Genomic DNA, 17,684 nt, shown 5'->3' on the forward strand with positions numbered 1-17,684 from the left:
TGCGTGCTTGACTATTGACAAATGCTACACCTGGTTCGAGCCGAAGGCTGCGGTGCTGCCCTGTTGCTCCCCGCTCTCGGTTGGTGCGTTCTGCTCTCCGGCGGCCCCTTGCGCGTTCGGATCGCTGGCCGGATCTCCGGTTGAGGCCTGCGCCAGACCGTTCTGCGCCAGGATCGACGGCATGCCGGCGGTGAGCGCTTCGGTGAGATCCATTCGATCGCCGAGGCGGCGCAAGCTTTCGCGGGCGAGCCATGACGGGTCGATGTTCGGCATCTGCAGCAGGAACGGCAGCATCTTGTTCCAGTTGTTGATCTCGATCGCCTGGTTGGGTTTGCCGGTCGATCCGGCTTCGACTTCGAGAAACAACTCGTCGGCGATCTGCGAGAGCGTCTGATGCGGCCACACCGCGCCGACGCCGACGATCTCCTTGACCTTCTCTTCCGACATCTCGCGCAGCAACACCTGCCCGGACGCTCGCGCCACAACGGTCAGGAAGCTGTCGAGATCGTCGACGCTCGACCCGTCAGACGCAGCCGACGAATTGGCTGCAATCGCGCTTTCCGTGGCGGTGGCTTGCGCCGTGCCGCCGAATTGAGCTTCCGACGAGCCGACCACCATCTGGATATCGGTAAAAAGCTGACCGGTTTCGTAGAGGTTCGGGTCGACACCGGGAACCGGGATAACGTCAAGCACATCGCCAAGCTTCGTGCCGGGCGGCAAATTTATGCCGGTCGCAGTGAAAGGGGCCGCGCCAGCGAGCCGATCTGCGTCCGGCTGCTCCATCGCCCCGTTTGCGAACGTCCACCGTGGGCGCGCAGCCTTCCGGTGCTCTTTCATGCCTTGACGGCTGAGATTGTAATTGTGCTGCTGATCCTTCATCAGATAGACATCGGACGGGGGGAACAGCGTGGCTTCGTCCTCGACTTCGTTGAACGTCAAGGCATAAACAGGCCAGAATGTCTCGACGAAAACGTCAGGGCCGGCGGGCTCGCGCAGAAACTTGCTGTAGCCGTCGGCCGCATAATAGACGAGCCCCGACACCTTGTCGTAGTGCTTCCACACGCAGACCAGATCACCATCCTTTTTCGGCGAGAAGGTGGCCATGTCGCTCAGCTCGCGGGCGTCGTCGGTGAAGGCCGCGGTGCTGGTGTCGACATCGACCGGGTTTTTCCCGTCCCGCCCGTAGCCTGTGAAGTTGTCGCCGAGATCGACGCCGAACACCTCTTCGACCTGGTCGCGGGTGTACATGTATTCAACCGTGAGATGACGAGAGCCGATGAAGCCCACCAGCGACTGGCAAAGCTTGTCAGGGATAACGTGCGTCGACTGCGGGTAATCTAGGCTCAGCCCCTCTCGGGTGATGATTTCTTCTTCGGCTTGCAGCGCAGCCAATGCTTTTTCGAGTTCGGCGATCTCCGGGTCATCGGGATCGATCGGCTCATCCTCGTCTGTGACGCGCTCGGTCAAGGCCTTGAGGTGCGCGAGCCGGGCCTGAAAATCGGCCATGTGTTCGGTCACGCCGGGGCGTGGTCCGTATTCACGCTGGAAGCCGATCTCGATGTAGCCGACGCCGGTCGTGCAGGCGCGGCGCACAAGCTGCTTCATGGCGGTCTTGAAATCGAGCGGCGACTGCTCGCGCAGCGCCTGCGAATAGAGAATTTCGAGCGTCTTGCCGATCTTCTGAATGAAGGTGCGGCGCTCCATACCCTGCTTGAAATCCTCGACCACGGCTTGCGCCTGTTCGAATGCCTGCAGCGCCTGCTGGATCTCGGGGTTGCTCTCGTCGACCACCGGCTGCCCGGTGTCCGGGTGTACCGGGAGCGAGCCAAGGAGCTGCTGGCCCTGCATCAGCGCCTGCATCGATGTCTGCAATGTCTGCGGGTTTTCGTCCCACACCGCGAAGTCCAGCGTCTCGCGCCGCCTCGCCGTGGCCTTCGGGTTCTTGGCGTAGAGCGCCGAAGTCTTCTGCTTCACATGCCTGCCGGCAAGGTTCGCCCTGTAGTGCTCTGACGGGTAGTCCTTGGCGCAACCGTTCCGGGCCATGTACATATCCGCACGCATCTGCGTGAACGCCGGGCCGTGATGGTCCTTGTCAACCTTGATGCGCTTCTGGATCGACCGGACCAGCGCCAGCTCGGTCTCCGCAATCTTCGGCTCGGCGGCAACTTCACCCCCGGCTACTGGAGCCTCGCTGTCGGTTTGTAGTTCGTTGTCAAGTTCGAGAGCCATCAAAAACCGCCGTTCGAAGCCGCGCGTTTACGCGCCGCGTGCCATTCTTCATTACGTTTGACCCAGGCGAAGGTGCCTTCTTTCGGCGCCGCCCGCCCCGATTTACCGCTTGAGGGGCCAAACTGGCTGCCCAAGCCGAGGCCAATATACGCGAGAGCATCGACAAAGTCATCTCGCGTTCCGTTCGGAAACGCCAGCATCTCGTCGACGGCCTTTTCAGTCCACCAGGACACTTTCGGGAAATACACCTTGCCCATGGCGACGCGAGCGGCGATTGACTGCGCACGCTGCTCCTTGTCGACAGCCGGCGTCACCTCGACGATGTTGATGTATTTGCCGGTCTCCTGCATGCGCTTGTAGAGAAACGGGCCGATGGACTTCGATATATGGCCACGTTCAGCCCACCACAGTAGCGGCTTCATGTTGCCGCTGCCCATCGCCAGCATCGCCTCGACCGCGGCGTCCGACGCCATCCGGCGCCAGATACAGTCGATCAGATAGATGTTGTCCTGCCGGTCGACGCCGACCTTGATGAAGCATGACGGGTCGTTACGCTGCTTGGTCCCTACCGCGTGGTCGGACGCGCAATAGAAACGCAGATCGTCCGGCAGATCGGCAGGAGTGTAATATTGTAACGTCTCGCGCCGGAACAGGATGCCGTCGGCCACTGTCGGGCGCTGCTGGTAAAGCGCGGCGAAGCCGAGCGGATCGAGCCGTTGCTGTGACTGCAGGAAGTCGAGATCGTAGCGGGCCGGCCACAGTGCCTCACCCTCCTTACGCCCGAGCGGGTCGTCTTCTTCGGCTATCGCCGGCAGACGGATGATCTTCCACTTCTTCGCTTCGATAGCGTTGTAGCAGGGATTTTCCGGGTCTGTCAGGCGCCCGATGATGTCGTCAGAGTGCCACCGCGTCATGGTCAGAATAACGATCTTGCGCCCCATGCGCCGCGTCATGAATACTTTCGTGAACCAGTTCCAGGCTGCGTCCCTGATCGTCTGCGAGCGGGCTTCCTCGTGATCCTTGAAGAGGTCATCCCCGATGCCGAGGTTCATACCGCGCCCGGTCAGCGCCCCGCCGCGGCCAACGAAGACCAGGCGCCCGCCTTTATCGGTCTGAATGTTGTCCTTGGCGTTACCGCCGCGCCGCAGCTTGTAATCAGGGAATACGGTCTTGTGCTGCGCCGACTGCAGGATAGCCCGGGTGTCCGCGCCCATATCATTGGCCATGGTGTCGGAGTAGGACGCAACGCCGATATCCCATTCTGGATACTTCCCGCTCACCCACGCCGTTATGCTCTTGGTAGAGAGCTGCGTTTTGCCGTGCCGCGGCGGCATGCAGAAGATGATCTGGTCGGTCCCGAGCGTGCCGTCGATGAGCTTCGTCAAGTCGCTGGCGACCGCTTCGTGGAACAACTCCGGCTCGTAGCGCGACTTGGTGAAGTCGTTCATGTTGAGCGGATCGGGCATCGTGAACTTGGTGTATTCGAGCAAACTGTCGCGGGCTTTCAGAGCCGCTTCCAGCCGCTTGGCGGCTTTGAGCTGCGACTTCATCGCCGCGAGTTGCTTCTCCGGATCAACGAAGTTGTAACGCTTGCCTGTCTTCGGGTTGATCTCGTTCGGGCGTGGCATCAGTATTTCTTGCTGCCCAGCAGCTTGTCCTGTGCCACCTTGGCCGCGGTTTCGCCGCCAGATCCCATGATGAAGCCGAAGGCCAGGTAGGCGTAAGGACCGCCGCCAAACGTGTTATCGAACACCGTGGCGAGCAGACCGCCGAGGAAGATAGCCGAGAAAGCCCCGGCCACTCCCTGCATCACCCGTCGCTTGATCTCGCCTTCCGGGGCCATCACTGCGCGTATGCACGCGCCGGACACACCCGAGAAACCGAGCAGCACAAGCTGCTCGCGAAGATCGACGATGAGCTGCAAGATTGTTGGTTTATCTGCCACGGGCTGTCTTGTCCGGTCCATGTTTAATCCGTATCTGGTTAGAACCCATATCGACCTCTGTTCAGGTTGGTGTGGTCAGGGTCGGCCCAAGTTCGCAGCTCGGGTCGGCCCGTCGGTTATTTCCAGCAGCCCTTGCGCGCCCCTGCCCGGTCGTTGCCGCTCACGCGGTCGTACCCGGATCGGTCCACGCTGATCAGCGCCGCGCCACCAGCCGCTGACAGATTGTTCTTCACGAACGGGGCGCAGCTATTTGAGAGCGTCGCACTCGGGCACCCGGCCAAAGTCACGCACGCACACATCAAAATCAGAAAGGCGCTGAGTTTCCGCATCGTCGGTGTTCCTGTCTCGGATGTCCTGAATGACTTGCTTGAGCGGCTTCAGCTCGGAGAGCGCTTTGCCGTCAATCCGGCCCATCGTATAAACCGGCAGCGCCGCGAGCAGCGCGCCGGCAACCACCCCGACGCCAATCGTCAGCCAGTTGAAGCCCGGTATCAGCCTAGCGAGAAGCGCGCTCACGCGAAGCTCTCCTGAATGTCCTTGACGGCGGCGACGATCTGCCGGCGCAGCAACAGGATCACGATCAGCCCGCCGAGCATCAACCCCCCGAACGCCAGAATAGCTTGCCAGTCCGCGCCGAGAAGTGCGCCAAGGCCGACGCCACCAGTGCCGAAGATGCCGGTGATCCAGCTCCACAGATTTGTTTTCCGCTTGACTTGGTGCTCGACGCTGTCGGGAACAACGTGTTTCTCAACCTCGATCTCGACCGGGACGACCTGTATATCCGCCGGGTCGCCGATCATCCCGCACGCCGCACTACGCACTTCGATCACGCGCCGCGACCAGCCCTTGCCGAAGGTCGGCCACAGCAGCGCGCCGGTCTTCCGGTTCTTGGCGCGTTTCAGGAAACCCAACCGCGCATTGCACAGATCTTCTATGACGGTGCCGACCCCATGCCGCTCGACGGCGGCCACTGTCAACGGACCGATCCGCCCGTCAACCTTCACGCCGACAACCTGTTGAAGGTACTTCGCCGCGCGGGTTGGGCCGCTGTTTACCGCAAAGTCGAACACTGCGTAGTCGACGCCCGCGGGTAGCGCGTGCGCCTGAACGGCGGCCCAATAGCCTCGGTAGTAGACGGTTGAGACTTGAGCGTCCGTTATGCTCTTGAGATCTTCAACCGTGCCGTTCGACTTCACGAAGCGGCGGAAGGTGGCCAGCGTGACGCCTTTGTTGGTGGCACCGCCGGGGTCTTTGGCGTTATTGACGAAGCCGCCTTCATGCTTGAGCACGAGAGGCAGGGCGCGGGCGAAATTGCGGTCCATCTTACTTCCTCACGTTTTGATGATGTAATTGCAGACCAGCGTCGGCTGCACGTTGTTGTGCGCCGCTCCTGAGCCCGCCGGAGCGTTCGTACCCGAGGTGGTGTGCGTGTGCGTCGCGCTGATCCCCGACGTGCTGACGGTGTCGGTGTTGGCGCTGCCGCCGAACACGAACCTTTGCGTCGCGTTGCTACCCGCGCTGTCTGTCGCACCACCGACCGGGTGAGTGTGCGCACCGCCGGCCCCTGTTGCATCACCGGTAAAGGAGTGGGTGTGGCTGGCAAGCTGCGCGGTCGTGAGCGTGTGCGTCTCCGAACCGCCGACTGCGCCGAGCGTCGCACCGTCGACACCGGAACCGCCCGTCGTCAGACGGGAGGCCGCCGAGCCGCCCATGTTGTCCTTGCCGGAGAGGCTGCGGCCACGTAGGTCAGGGAGGTTGAACGTGGTGGACCCGTCGCCCACCCCGTAGGTCGTGCTCAGCGCAGTGAACAGGTCTGCGTAGGTTGTGCGGCTGACGGCTTGGCCATAGCAAAGCAGCCAACCGGACGGGGCCGAGGCTCCGGCGTAAGCGAGGATCGAACCTGCGGGTGTATACGGCGTTGCAGTGGCGCCGGCTTCCATGTTGGCGAGCTTCGTCTTTTCGAGCGCCGTGAAGACCTTGTTGGTGGTGCCGTCCTGGTGGCTGTCGGTATCGAAAACGTCCAGCTCGCGGAAATTCGGATCGTAGACGGACACCAGCATGTTGCCGACCGCCGTCGCCAGCGCGAACTGCACCAGCCACGTAACCGGGTCAATACTCGGCTCTGTAGCGCCGGATGAGGTGTGAAACAGCCGCGACACGTAGAAATACCCGTCGTGGAAGACGCCATCGCCGGCATAATACTCGACGCTGTCATTTGACCACTCGCCGCGCGGCCTCCAGTTGTTCGTCAGCGCCGGGGATAGCTGATCCGGGCCGACGCTGCCGTTCTTCAAATTGCCATCTGCCCGCCGAACGTCGGCAACCGCCGCTATCGTCTCGGATAGTGTCGTCTCGATGTTGGTGAACTCGTTGTCCACGCTGGCCGCTGGTAAAGGAGCCGCGGGGCTGGAGGCCTGGAAGCCCGAGAAGCTGTAGCTGACTACGTAGGGTGTCGGGTCGGCCATGTCGGGCGTGTCCAGTTATGTCGTGCGTCAGTTTATACAGTAGCCACCGGCGGGTGTAAACCGCGAGGGTTGTCATGTGCTCCAGGCGTAGCGCAGCACATGCCGCCAGTTTTTACCGAAAGCCATGGCTTACCTCGCAACCTTTACATCAGACGCCGTGAAGTTGGTCGGCGCCGGTAGCGGGTAGCCACGGTTCGGCGTGTCGTTTTCGATTTGGGTCATGCCATCATTGGTCCTTCGTGATTTTCATTTTCGATTGTGCTTGAAAATTATTTCGCGCTCGCTTCGGTTGCGTCGATGTTCTCATGTGCTCCACGACTGCTCGGGGCGATTGCATCCTTGCGAGATATGCACTACTCAGATTCAATGAACCGGATCGAACCCCTTCACAGCCTGAGAGGTGCTGCGGCAATCGGCGTTGTGTTTGCGCACGCCTATGGGGCCACTGATCTGCCGTTCGAGTTCCCGCGCCATGCTCCGCAGATAGGGGTCGATATCTTTTTCGCTATCAGCGGGTTTGTGATGATGTTCGCCCACCGCGAGCAATTCGGCAGCAAGGCCAATGCTGCAAGCTTCCTGCGCAAGCGCGCTATTCGGATCGTGCCGCTGTATTGGCTTCTGACCCTGCTTGCAGTTGCCCTCGGGATATTCGCCCCGTTCCTGTTTCGGAACACAGCCGCGTTTACCCCCGAATGGGTGATTGGTTCACTGCTGTTTATCCCGGTCTCATCGCCGGATGGGTTTACGGTCCCGGTCCTGGGCGTTGGCTGGACGCTCAACTACGAAGCGATTTTCTATGTGATCTTTGCCGCCGGAATGCTGGCACCGATCCGCTACGGACTGCCGTTCGTGGTGGCCGCGCTGATCGTCATTGTCCCGAGCTACCCGATGTCTGTGGAGTTTCTATTCGGGATGGCCGTTGCCTGGACGGTTCAATCAAGGCCGGAAATGCTGCGAGCCTACCGGCCTGCGCTTATGCTGCTGGTTCTGTGCGCCATCCCCGCAACACTGTTCGTGCCGCCGGAAGATGGGTTTGTCCGCGCGATCGCGTGGGGCATTCCCGCCGCCGCCCTTGTCGCCTTGATAGTCACCGCCAAACGCGCCTTCGGAGGCTCGGTTCTTGGCGATGCGTCCTATGCGATTTACCTTGTGCAGGTCTTCACCCTGCCGGCCGCGTTCAAGCTGTTTCGTGGCCTTGGGCTGGACAACCCATTTGCCGCAATCGCCTTTGCCGTAGCGCTGACGATCGCGGCGGGGATTGTCCTTTGGTACGCTTTTGAAAAGCCGGCCCTTCACCTACTGCGCAGCGCTACAGGTTCCAGGCTATCTCCTGCGCAAACACACCTTTAGTGCTGCTTGCGGTCAGCGCATCCGCTCCCGCGTTCTTGAACCAGGAGATGACACCTGTTGTAGCAACTGATGCTACACCGAAGGTCGACAAATTGTTGTCGATGAGCGCTACCCCATAGGCATTTCTAGTCGCAGTCGGCGCAAACAGCGCTGGCATTCCGGTGGCTGTCATATCTGTGGTGTTCGACGTATCTGACAGTGCTGGAATTGTAAGCGTAACACGCCCTTCGGCTAGCCTGGCCTTGGCTGAACCGGATGGAGGCGAGCCAAACCCCGTCAACGCCATCGTGAACGTCTCTTCCCACTCACCAGAAATCCCGGTGTAATTGCTCGTGAAGTATGGCGTCGGGCACTCAGAGAAGTCGCAGCCCTTGATGCGGATGGATTTGTCTGCAGTGTTCGGTAGCGCAATACCTATCAGCGCGACGTGGGTGTCGACGGAAGTATCCGTGCGCCGCGTCACGCATCCTTCGAACAGAACTTCGTTGCCGTCGCCGGCACACTGAAACCCGCATGGGTTATCGGTGCCCCCGCTGCCAGACCCCGGCGACCGCGGGTTTATGGCAACCACGTCCTTGGTCGTAAAATCAATATTGTTGCCTGCGCAGTAGACCGCGTTGGAATAAGCGTCGGTGGACGTGACGTTGAATATGCCGCCGCCCTTGGCGTTGAGGACAAGGATCGCCCCCGAAGCCCCGCTCGCTGGCGTCCCGTGATTGTAAATTGAACCGTCCCTGACGACGCAATTGACCGCATAGGTGTCTGACGGTCCGAGTATCCAGATGGCTTCGGCCTGCTGCAGCGTGTTCGGCGTCGCCTGCGTGTTGGTTCCATCGAGGTAATTGTACATCTTGAAACCGGAGATCGTGCAGTCGATAGCACCACGACCGGGAGACGTGAGCCCGGTCCCCGTGATGACGCCCGCTGACCGACAGTTCCAGAAGATGTCGCCTTTCGAGAAACAGCCGTCTCCGGCGTGTGTGTCCCACCCGTGCCACGTCGGGTTGTTCTTGATGACGCAACCGATGGTCCCGCATCGCTTGGAGCGCGGATACCGGACATAGTCACTAGTCCCGCTGGCTGTCGTCGCCGTGAAGTTGTAGCCGTTGATCTCTTGACTGGGCGACGTTCCGAAAACGACGCCTATGATGCCGTCCAAAACCGAACCGCGCACAACTACGTCTTCCGAGCAGTACGCTATGACGTGAGAATGCCGGCAATTCTGGATGAGCTTTATGTCGATCTGCACATTTTTTGCGAACTGCGTCTCGATACCCTGGTAGAAGCCTGAAATCTTGCCAATGCCCGTGACTGCACCATTCTCGACATACACAGGAGCCGTCGCGGCCACAGCGGACGTTCCAAGCCACTGCACGCCGGTTTGCGTGGCAGTCGCGCCAGGGCCTGTAACACTGCCGTCAATGTGCAGATGAGTGTTGTCATTCTGCATGACAAATGCGGAGACTGTCGTAGATACGATGTTGATCGCACCATCAACCCGAACACGCATTCCTTCAGCCGGGTATATAGTCGTTGCAAATCGGTAAGTCTTGCCGCCCGGATACCAAAGCTCGAAACCAAGATAAGAGCAAAGCGCGACAAGAGCCTGACCGACTGCCCCGTCATCGTTTGCGTCATCACCAAGCGCGCCGCCCCAAGTAACCGGAACAGACATCGCAGGCCCAAGCACCCGCACCCAAGCGCCTAATGTTGCCGCTATGGCGTCGGCCTTGGCATAAACAGCCTCATTCGGGTCAAGCGCCACCCGAGCAGCGTAGTCGCCGGTCCTCCATATAAACAGACCCTCGCGCCCAGCCTCCATGAGAAAAGCTGACGTGATGGTGGTTGTGTCGAGTGCCTTCAATGCTGTAAGTGTCAGTGGGAATGCGTTCGGCTTGTCGCTCAGATCGTCGTAACTGCCGGAAGTCGCCACAGTCTTCAGTTCTAGCGAAGCGCGTTGTGCTGCTGCGTCAGCCCCCGCAAGGAGTGTGCGGCCGGCTTCTGTAGTCTCGGCGTCCATCCACGCGCTAATGGCAGCCGTAGCTGCGCCCGCAGCGTCTTCAGCGGAGCCCGCAGCGTCTTCAGCGTAACCTGCGGCTTCGCTGGTAGCCGCCGTGAAATCGGCCACCAAAACCCAGCTTCCGGCGGCCAGATCATCATCGAACACACCGGAGCGGTGGCTGAGCAGCGCCTGGTAGAAGCCGGCGCCCTCAAAAACCGTATCCCGTGCGATATAGTTCGTCTCGGTCGCCCATTCGGTCGGCGGGTTGAAACCGAACCCGTCCAGCTCGGCTTTAAGCTGGTCGAAACCGATCGAATTGTTCTGAACAGCCCCGTCCGAGCGCCTGACACTGGTCAGCGCGTCGATCGTGCCATCAATCCCTCGCTTGAGATTGGCCAGATCGTTGTCGAGCTGCGTGCCGGGAAACGGATTATCCTGCTGCTCCTGCTGAAAACCTGTGTAGGAGTAGTCGATCGTCGGCTTCGTCGGATCTGCCATTTCGTCGGCCCCTTGTCGCTTGTCGCACGACATATACCAGCGAGACGCTACAAACGCAAAACGAAAAACCACCGCAGCGGGTGGGCGCTGCGGTGGTTTCTGGAGGTGACGACCAAATCACCGATCAGTCCTGGGAGGGACAAGGCAATTTGTAAGTCGGATGGAGTGAGGTTGTCAAGCGTCGCGGCCGTCTCGGCCCGGTGCGTCATCGGAATACCGATATTGACCCGGCTCGGCCGTTTCGGGCCGGTGCGGTCGAGTAGGACAGATCGTCCCGGTTCGATTTTGGGGCGTAAATTCCTATGCGCCTCCGGCGAGGTCTACGGGGCCGACGCCGGACTGATGCCGGGGGCCGGGTGGCCGGCCGAGGCGGGGTCGCGACGGGTGAACTACCTAGACAACGTAGAGGCCGCGCCTGTCTTATCAGTGACTTAGCCTATGCGCTTGCAAGCGCTTTGCAAGCTTTCACTCGAAAGCGTCGCCGATCGGCTGTTGTTCGTCGCCCTCAATGACAGGCTTTGCTTGATCCGATAGCGCGCGTGTCATGGCCGCTTGTGTGGCTTCCATCCGCTGGATCTCATGCCGCAATTCGTCGCCTGTCATCTCGTGCAATTCCTTGCCGGCGCCGCCGTCCTGGGCGCCTAAGCCGCTGGCCTTCATCAGGATCTCCGACGCCTTGACGCGCGCGCCGGCTGGCATTTTCGTGTCAAGCGCTATCTCTGCAAGGTTATAGACGGCGGCTGGGCCTAGCTTCTCTTCTAGGGCTTTCTGACATTCCGAGCGCACCGCGTTGGCGATTAGCGGGTTTTCCATAAGCTTCCAACCGGCGATCGCCGGGCTCGCATAGCCGGCTTTCGTCGCTGCGTATTCTTTATTATGTGTGCGTGCCATATGCCCAATAAACGCCTTTTGCTGGCCTGAAAACCGTTTCTGTTTTTGCGCCATAACGCCCTCATATTCATAACGGTTGCGAAACGACTTAACCGAGCCTTGCCGATCGTATCAACCTATCAAGAAGTTATGATATGTCCAGCGTTACCAAAGTTAACCTAAATCTGGTTAATTCTCAAGCTGTCGCTTTTGTCAATTATGTCGCTTGACAACCACCATCAACCGACATACATTTGCACCATACAAACACGGAGAAACGACCATGCAATTCGACCACACTCACAAGCCAAACCGCGACAATCTCAGCCCCGCAACCGCCACAATGATGGACCGGGTTTTCTACCGTCGCCGCGCTGAAGGCTTGAATGTTCAATTCATCGGGGCTTCAGGCGATCTGGATGAATGGTCGTTCAACAATGCCGAACGTCGCGACGCTTTCGTCGCCACGCTGGCAAAGCACGGCAAAGCCTATGCTGCAGCCGAAGCCTGACACTGTTTTGCACCATACAAACCGACACAAGGAACCGAGCAAATGGCTAAAATATCATTCAAGGCGAAAACCGAGACTGTCTACGAAATGGACGGGACGCCAGCATACACCCGCGTCAAAGTACCCACGCTGGACCGCAAGCACTGCGACATTCCCGCATTTCGCCAACATCCTAAATTCGGCGGCTTTGCAAACTCCGATATGTTCCCCAACATACTGGCGCGCATAAAGCGCGACCGTCTTGGCGAATACATCAGACTTGACCGTGTCCCTGAAGGCGTCGCTGTCGACACTACCGGCTTTTTGGCGATTGTTTCGCTTGACGCCTAGCGCGTCAATTCTGACGCTTGCCAACCACTAATCAACCGACAAAGGAAAACGACCATGACCGCTCAGAGAATTTATGCCGCATGCCTTGCAGCTTATAACAACGGCATCTTGCATGGCCGCTGGATCGACGCGGCCAACGACGCCGACGAAATGCAAGAACAGGTTGACGCCATGCTGAGTGAAAGCCCCATTCCGGATGCTGAAGAATGGGCAATCCACGATCATGAGGGTTTAGGCAATATCGGCGAATACGCCGGTCTGGAAGCGGTGGCCAAGCGTGTGAAGCTTGCTGAACTGGCTGAGGACCGCAACATCCCGCTTGCCGTATTGATGTCCTACGTCGAGGAATACTGCAGCGATGGCGACGACCTTGAACGGGATCTGGATGACAAATACGCCGGGGAGTTCACCGACGCTGGCGACTGGGCTGCAGAGCAAGCCGAAAACATGGGGCGCGAAATCCCGGACTGGCTTGACTGTTACATCGACTGGGAGGGTGTCTCGCGTGATTGGCTCATGGATTACTCGTCTTACGAGCACGACGGCACGACCTATCTTTTCCACAATTACTGAAAACCGCCACAACTGACCGCCAGCGCGTTTTGTAAGCATTGGCGGTATCCACCTACCCGACAACCCCACAACGCGCGCCCATGGCATGAATTTGGCCGAATGCGCATAGACAGGAACCTAGACCATGACCGCACTAACCGAAACACGCAAAGCCGATCGCCTGAAGATCGCCACGCAAGTTTGCAATTTGCTCGATCGCCTGAAGATCGATCATGCTTGGACCCGCGAAGGCTTTGTTGAAGGGTATCCGAAAGCGCACCGCATTTCGGTCAATGCACCGCGCGGCCTGGATCTCGGAATTAAGATTGACGGCGAAAGCTGCCAACCGAATGTTTACGTGCTTTGCTGGCACATATCTAGCAAGGTCGATACATGCTTGGCCGATCGCTTCGGCGACATCAATCCGCATCACTTCTCCAAATTGACAGCCGTTGCCTATGGGCTGGATGGCTTGTTGTCGCACCTGGAGCAAAAGCTCTTGATGGCGCTGGATGGATCCGCGTTCGATGATGAACGCGAAACGGCGGCCATTGCCAAGAATGGAACGGCTGCCGATCGCAACGCCAGGTTCGCGCAATGGTGTGCTGAAGAAACCGCTAAACGCGAAGCTGCGAGGGTGAGCGCATGACCGATTATGAAACCGGCTTGGCCGCGCAACGTGCAGGCGTGCCCTGGTGGCACAACCCAAACCAAAGCGGCAGTGTGGAAGCCTACCAATGGGATCTAGGCCACACTGCAGGCCGCCGGTCGGGGCACTTACGCCGATACACCGAGGCGCGCACATGATCCTTTTCATCGGCCTTGTTTTCTTGCTGATCTGTATCCCGTTGGCGATCGTCTCAAACATGACCGGCGCCCTGTTCCGAAAACTGTATGACAAATTGCACCGACCCTGAATTAAGCCCCGCTATGTAGCGGGGTTTTTCTTTCGGCTCTTTCGCTTTGCGGCGCGGGTTGCATTGGCTCTGGCCTTTGTTGTCGACTTGCGATGCTCCATGCACCGCCTCGCCACTTTCTGGTTTCCGCTCTCTGGCGTGGTGACTTCAAACTCAACACCGCACATCGAGCAATCCGATTTCCAGATCGCTACGACTGTCTCTCGCCCATCTTGCCTTGTGTACGGGTCTAGCCTGACCAGGGTGTAGAGTTGTTCGTTCTGTTCCATGGTTCGCATTGCCGCTTCCGTCCTTTTGTATGTCGTTTCGTTTGGCCCTCTTTTTTATAAATTCAACTGGTCCGAACGGGGCATTGGTCCAAGTGGTCCACCTATAGTGTGGTGGACCACTTGGACCACTTTTGCCGCGGCGCTGGACCACTTTAGGCCACTTTGGACCACTTCGGCTAACCTATTGAAATCAATCGAAAATATTTTGGACCACATCAAGACCACTTTGGACTACTTCCACTTTCCACCTTCCACGAAGACATTTTGTCAAAAGTCCCTTCGCTACGCACTTTTTAAGCAATTGGCGGACCGCATTAGCGGACAGATTGTCCTTCCGATCTCCGAAATACTCGACCATATCCGCCACTGAAAAACCCGTCTCGCCGTCCACGTTTAGCGACTGTAAAACCGTCCCGGCCTCCAATATTTCGGCCTCCTTCGGGCTCGCCGACCCGACCTTAACGCTGTCACGAGCTGTCAGCCGTATCGTGCAAGATGTAATCGGATCACCGTCGCCGTCGACGCCTAAAGTCATCGTATCAAGCGCAAATCCCGAGCCCCATGACCGTTCTAAATCGCGTTGCTTGGTGACAGACACAAGCCCCTCGCTCACCTCAATTTCGGTATCGGTAGCAGCGCGCAACAGACTGTGGCCGCGCGCACCGGCTGCAGCATTCTTGCCGCTATGGTGCACAACCATCAAATGGGCCGCCGTAACAGTCCGCAGCACGTCAAAGTGGTTGACAATAAAACCCATATCAACAGACGAATTTTCATCACCGCCGGCCATGGCCCGGGAAAGCGTATCAATCACGATCAACATGACCGGCACGCCCAAGCCCTGAATGGCCGATATCAAAGGTTTCAAATCAGCATCAGGCCGCCTCAGATCAACAGGCGACGCCAGCAACAGCAACTCCACCGGTCCTTCTGGCTTGTAGCGCTCACGCATCGCCAGGACGCGCCGTTTGGCACCTCTACCGCCTTCGGCTGCTACATAGATCACCGCGCCCTGCGTTGTCCGCATGCCGGCATAATCGAGCCCGGCGGCAATGTGGAAGGCAAGATCCATGGCCACGAACGTCTTGCCGACATTTGATGGACCGTAAAGGACCGTCATGGCTCCTTGATCTAGCAAACCCTTGACCAGCGGCGCGGTGCCGCTCTCGAGCGCGCTGTTGGCGGCTGTGTTGAAATCCAGAAAGGTGAATTTCTTGAGCGGTTTCTCAAAAGCTTTTGGCAAGACTTCGGGGAATAGGGGGCTTGAATTTTCTCAAACCACTTGTCTGCGACTGCCTCGCCCGCATCGAAGTCCATACCGTATTTTGTGGCTTGTTCATAGATGAACGATGCGCCACGCCTGAACGGCGGCTTCATTCTGTTCCAGTCTGCTACGACGATCTCGGGCTCGTTTTGACCATCCACCCATCGGTCGCACCAGTCCATGAACAGCTCTAGCGCTTCTGCTTCGTGCTCTGGCCCGGCGGCTGCCTTGATCGCGTAACCGAAGTCCCTGTAGCTTTCTCTTGTGGGGAAATGGTTCGAGGTGTTCGGCGTGGCTTTGACCGCCTTGGCGATGATCTCGATGTTTCCGCGCAAGCTTTCCTGATCAACGTCGGCGCCGGAGCCTTCCTGGCTGACCTTCGACGCAGCGGGTAGGAGTGGCCGAAGTTCCTCCAGCAGATTGAGCAAATCTTTGCCGGAGATGAACGGAACGCCGTCGAGGTTCGGAATGCCCTTCGGCCACCTGTAGGGCTTCATCGTCTTCGGGTGTGTGCCGATCGCGACGAACTGCTTGCCTTCCGCCAGGATCTCGACACGGTCCTGCAAGAGCCCCTTGTCGTTGCGCTCGCCGAACTCGATCCGCGCATAGGAGAAGTCCGTGTCAGTCTTGACCAGATAAAGCGCCTTGGGGAAATCACCGATCCGGACCGGCAGATGGCCGAATTTGGCTTCGATCAGTTCCTTGATGATCTTCGCGTGCTCGAGCGTCTTTGTGTCCGCGTCGATGCCGACGAGGCCCTGCCCCGTCTTGATCCCGACATTGGCGCCCATTTCGTGCCACTTGTCAGCGTGGATCTCTTCGGAAGAGACGAAGTCGTAGCCGCTCCACGATCCGTCTGGCCACCTGATGCCGGGCACCTTGCCTCTTGCATCGTCACCCTTCTCGATGCGCTTGAACAGATTGGATCGCTCAGAGATCGGGGCGTTTGGTGGGATGATTGGAACGAGACGGGTGAAGCCGAGATCCAGCAACTTCTTGAATGGGTTCTCGGTCATGCCTTGGCCGCCAGCGCGTCGCTTACTCTCTGCAGCGCCGCGAGAATGGCTTCTCCGGTGTGCTTCGCCTCCGGCCCCCGCAACAACACGGCCTCTTCACTTTCGATGCTGGCAACAGGTCCGAACAGCTCGCCTATCATGGCGTGGATCATGCTGAGCACAGACGTAGCCTGCTGAGCCTGGCCCTTCCATCGGGTGTCTTCGCTAAAGTCCAAGGCAAAGAAGTGCCGTTTGGCTTCGGGATGGCCGGGGGTGCTAAGCATGTAAGCCAGCGCGTCAGCGAAGTCTGGCCGTGTGTCGCGCTGAAAGAGGTCATCTTCGGGCTGGATTTCCGGCGTGTCAGTGGGTACGGTCGTCATTGGTTGGCGCTCCGAAACAGCGTTGATCTGTGAAGCCGGCGCAGCGTGTCACCGTTGCGCCGGCTTTATTTTTGCGGAACGCCTACCTTGGCCGATGTGTCGGGCGCTGTCCAGCGTCGTCAGGCGTCAAAATCTACGCCAGCGTGACAGCGCATAGCCGTTTGATGACATTCTTTCCTGCGTCCGTGATCTGGTTCGTGTCGGCTCGGATGACACCGGCCTGGTAAAACCGCTCGCGAGCTTCCTTCGCGGCGGGGCTGTGCCAGTTATTTCGTTCGAAGTCTCGCTCCGGAACGGGTATGCAGTAGCAGGCTAGAAGGATTTTGATTTCAAGCGGGGTCATCGGTCGTCTCCTTGTCCTTGAATGATTGCATCATCATGCGCACCTGGGCGCCGATCCGCATCATGGCTTCCGTCTCGATCTCCGGGTGCTCGGCGACACGGGCTTGCAAGGCCGCAATCTCTGCGTCGTATTTCTTCCGGGCTACCTCCAGCCTCGCCGCCATCTCGACGCAGATATGTCTGATGCCGGCCTCGACTTCTTCCAGTGTGATCTTGTCAGTCATTTTTCGGCTCCTGCCTCAATCTGTAGCGTGCTGTGTTTCCTTGGCCGCCGGGTTCCAGCGGTATGCGCCATTTATGCGGGCCAAGCCGCTTCCTGATCTGGCTGATAAGCACCTTCACGGTGGACGAAGCATCAGTAGGGCCGCCGTCGAGCCTGCCGCCATAGAGCACACCGATAAGCGCTTCGATGGAGACCGGGTTCGGGTGCCTCGCGACAAGCGCCCTTACAATGACACGTTGAGCAGGGGAGAAGCGGATCAGCGGGAGCTGTGTAGCGTCCAGCATCCTCCCCATTTTATGCCCGCAGCAGGGGCAAATGCCTTCATCCATCACACCCGCTCCGAGAGCCGGTATTCATGCGCGCCTTCCTGCAGCGTGCAGATCGTCGCCGCGGCGAGTGCGCCGAGCGCGATGATGACCAGCGACCAGATCAGCACCTTCTCCTGCCAGCGCATCTTGACCGCGTCGAAGATCAGCTTGTCACTATCGAGGGGCGGGTTGAGGGTGGTCTTCACGGTCGTCATCCTTGTAGGTTGTTGTCAT

At 59.0% G+C, this 17,684-nt stretch carries 20 protein-coding genes; 5 read left to right on the top strand and 15 right to left on the bottom strand.

Annotated features, from left to right (window positions below; all coding sequences use genetic code 11):
* Positions 1-24: 24 nt before the first annotated feature.
* The 6 genes from OEG84_RS11485 to OEG84_RS11510 all read right to left on the bottom strand — a co-directional run bounded on the left by OEG84_RS11485 (position 25) and on the right by OEG84_RS11510 (position 6,639).
* Positions 25-2,229 carry a hypothetical protein gene (locus OEG84_RS11485; protein ID WP_267653886.1) on the bottom strand — a complete coding sequence of 735 codons (2,205 nt, stop codon included), beginning with the start codon at positions 2,227-2,229 and terminating at the stop codon, positions 25-27.
* Complete coding sequence (terL, locus tag OEG84_RS11490) at positions 2,229-3,857, bottom strand: phage terminase large subunit (RefSeq protein ID WP_267653887.1); 1,629 nt, start codon at positions 3,855-3,857, stop codon at positions 2,229-2,231. The genes OEG84_RS11485 and terL overlap by 1 nt, the downstream gene beginning before the upstream one ends.
* On the bottom strand, positions 3,857-4,174 hold the full coding sequence (locus tag OEG84_RS11495) for a hypothetical protein (protein WP_267653888.1): 318 nt from the start codon (positions 4,172-4,174) through the stop codon (positions 3,857-3,859). The genes terL and OEG84_RS11495 overlap by 1 nt, the downstream gene beginning before the upstream one ends.
* Before the next feature lie 246 nt (positions 4,175-4,420).
* Positions 4,421-4,690, bottom strand: coding sequence for a hypothetical protein (locus OEG84_RS11500; RefSeq protein WP_267653889.1), 270 nt, complete (start codon positions 4,688-4,690; stop codon positions 4,421-4,423).
* Positions 4,687-5,496: a glycoside hydrolase family 108 protein gene (locus OEG84_RS11505; RefSeq protein WP_267653890.1), complete on the bottom strand. Its 810-nt coding sequence runs from the start codon at positions 5,494-5,496 to the stop codon at positions 4,687-4,689. Before OEG84_RS11505 ends, OEG84_RS11500 begins: the two co-directional genes overlap by 4 nt.
* A gap of 9 nt (positions 5,497-5,505) precedes the next feature.
* A complete protein-coding gene (locus tag OEG84_RS11510) occupies positions 5,506-6,639 on the bottom strand; it encodes a phage tail protein (protein ID WP_267653891.1) in 1,134 nt (377 codons plus the stop codon).
* A gap of 366 nt (positions 6,640-7,005) precedes the next feature.
* On the opposite strand from OEG84_RS11510, the gene OEG84_RS11515 reads away from it, so the two are divergent.
* The gene (locus OEG84_RS11515; RefSeq protein ID WP_267653892.1) at positions 7,006-7,989 is read left to right on the top strand and encodes an acyltransferase family protein; all 984 of its coding nucleotides are present in this window, start codon (positions 7,006-7,008) and stop codon (positions 7,987-7,989) included.
* Here OEG84_RS11515 and OEG84_RS11520 read toward each other — a convergent pair.
* Positions 7,949-10,489 carry a hypothetical protein gene (locus tag OEG84_RS11520; RefSeq protein WP_267653893.1) on the bottom strand — a complete coding sequence of 847 codons (2,541 nt, stop codon included), beginning with the start codon at positions 10,487-10,489 and terminating at the stop codon, positions 7,949-7,951. The two genes, OEG84_RS11515 and OEG84_RS11520, sit on opposite strands and share 41 nt — an antisense overlap.
* A 465-nt stretch (positions 10,490-10,954) precedes the next feature.
* A complete protein-coding gene (locus tag OEG84_RS11525; protein WP_267653894.1) occupies positions 10,955-11,434 on the bottom strand; it encodes a hypothetical protein in 480 nt (159 codons plus the stop codon).
* Positions 11,435-11,642: 208 nt separating this feature from the next.
* Between OEG84_RS11525 and OEG84_RS11530 the strand changes: the two genes are divergently transcribed.
* From OEG84_RS11530 to OEG84_RS11545, 4 genes are all read left to right on the top strand, one after another.
* The gene (locus OEG84_RS11530) at positions 11,643-11,870 is read left to right on the top strand and encodes a hypothetical protein (RefSeq protein WP_267653895.1); all 228 of its coding nucleotides are present in this window, start codon (positions 11,643-11,645) and stop codon (positions 11,868-11,870) included.
* A 42-nt stretch (positions 11,871-11,912) separates the two neighbouring features.
* Entirely contained in the window at positions 11,913-12,200 is a 288-nt protein-coding gene (locus OEG84_RS11535; protein ID WP_267653896.1) for a hypothetical protein, read from the top strand.
* A 54-nt stretch (positions 12,201-12,254) separates the two neighbouring features.
* Positions 12,255-12,773 carry an antirestriction protein ArdA gene (locus OEG84_RS11540; protein ID WP_267653897.1) on the top strand — a complete coding sequence of 173 codons (519 nt, stop codon included), beginning with the start codon at positions 12,255-12,257 and terminating at the stop codon, positions 12,771-12,773.
* 124 nt (positions 12,774-12,897) lie between these two features.
* A complete protein-coding gene (locus OEG84_RS11545) occupies positions 12,898-13,401 on the top strand; it encodes a hypothetical protein (protein WP_267653898.1) in 504 nt (167 codons plus the stop codon).
* 727 nt (positions 13,402-14,128) lie between these two features.
* On the opposite strand, the gene OEG84_RS11550 is transcribed toward OEG84_RS11545, so the two are convergent.
* From OEG84_RS11550 to OEG84_RS11580, 7 genes are all read right to left on the bottom strand, one after another.
* Positions 14,129-15,181 carry a helicase RepA family protein gene (locus OEG84_RS11550; RefSeq protein ID WP_267653899.1) on the bottom strand — a complete coding sequence of 351 codons (1,053 nt, stop codon included), beginning with the start codon at positions 15,179-15,181 and terminating at the stop codon, positions 14,129-14,131.
* Entirely contained in the window at positions 15,070-16,218 is a 1,149-nt protein-coding gene (locus tag OEG84_RS11555; RefSeq protein WP_267653900.1) for a bifunctional DNA primase/polymerase, read from the bottom strand. Before OEG84_RS11555 ends, OEG84_RS11550 begins: the two co-directional genes overlap by 112 nt.
* Positions 16,215-16,577 (bottom strand): hypothetical protein, encoded by a 363-nt coding sequence (locus OEG84_RS11560; protein ID WP_267653901.1) that lies wholly within the window; start codon positions 16,575-16,577, stop codon positions 16,215-16,217. Before OEG84_RS11560 ends, OEG84_RS11555 begins: the two co-directional genes overlap by 4 nt.
* 133 nt (positions 16,578-16,710) lie before the next feature.
* The gene (locus tag OEG84_RS11565; RefSeq protein WP_267653902.1) at positions 16,711-16,920 is read right to left on the bottom strand and encodes a hypothetical protein; all 210 of its coding nucleotides are present in this window, start codon (positions 16,918-16,920) and stop codon (positions 16,711-16,713) included.
* Positions 16,907-17,143, bottom strand: a complete 237-nt coding sequence (locus OEG84_RS11570) for a hypothetical protein (RefSeq protein WP_267653903.1) — start codon at positions 17,141-17,143, stop codon at positions 16,907-16,909. Before OEG84_RS11570 ends, OEG84_RS11565 begins: the two co-directional genes overlap by 14 nt.
* Positions 17,136-17,471 (bottom strand): AfsR/SARP family transcriptional regulator, encoded by a 336-nt coding sequence (locus OEG84_RS11575; protein WP_267653904.1) that lies wholly within the window; start codon positions 17,469-17,471, stop codon positions 17,136-17,138. Before OEG84_RS11575 ends, OEG84_RS11570 begins: the two co-directional genes overlap by 8 nt.
* Positions 17,471-17,656 (bottom strand): hypothetical protein, encoded by a 186-nt coding sequence (locus OEG84_RS11580; RefSeq protein WP_267653905.1) that lies wholly within the window; start codon positions 17,654-17,656, stop codon positions 17,471-17,473. Before OEG84_RS11580 ends, OEG84_RS11575 begins: the two co-directional genes overlap by 1 nt.
* Positions 17,657-17,684 lie beyond the last annotated feature (28 nt).

This window comes from Hoeflea algicola (assembly GCF_026619415.1).
Lineage (GTDB): Bacteria > Pseudomonadota > Alphaproteobacteria > Rhizobiales > Rhizobiaceae > Hoeflea > Hoeflea algicola.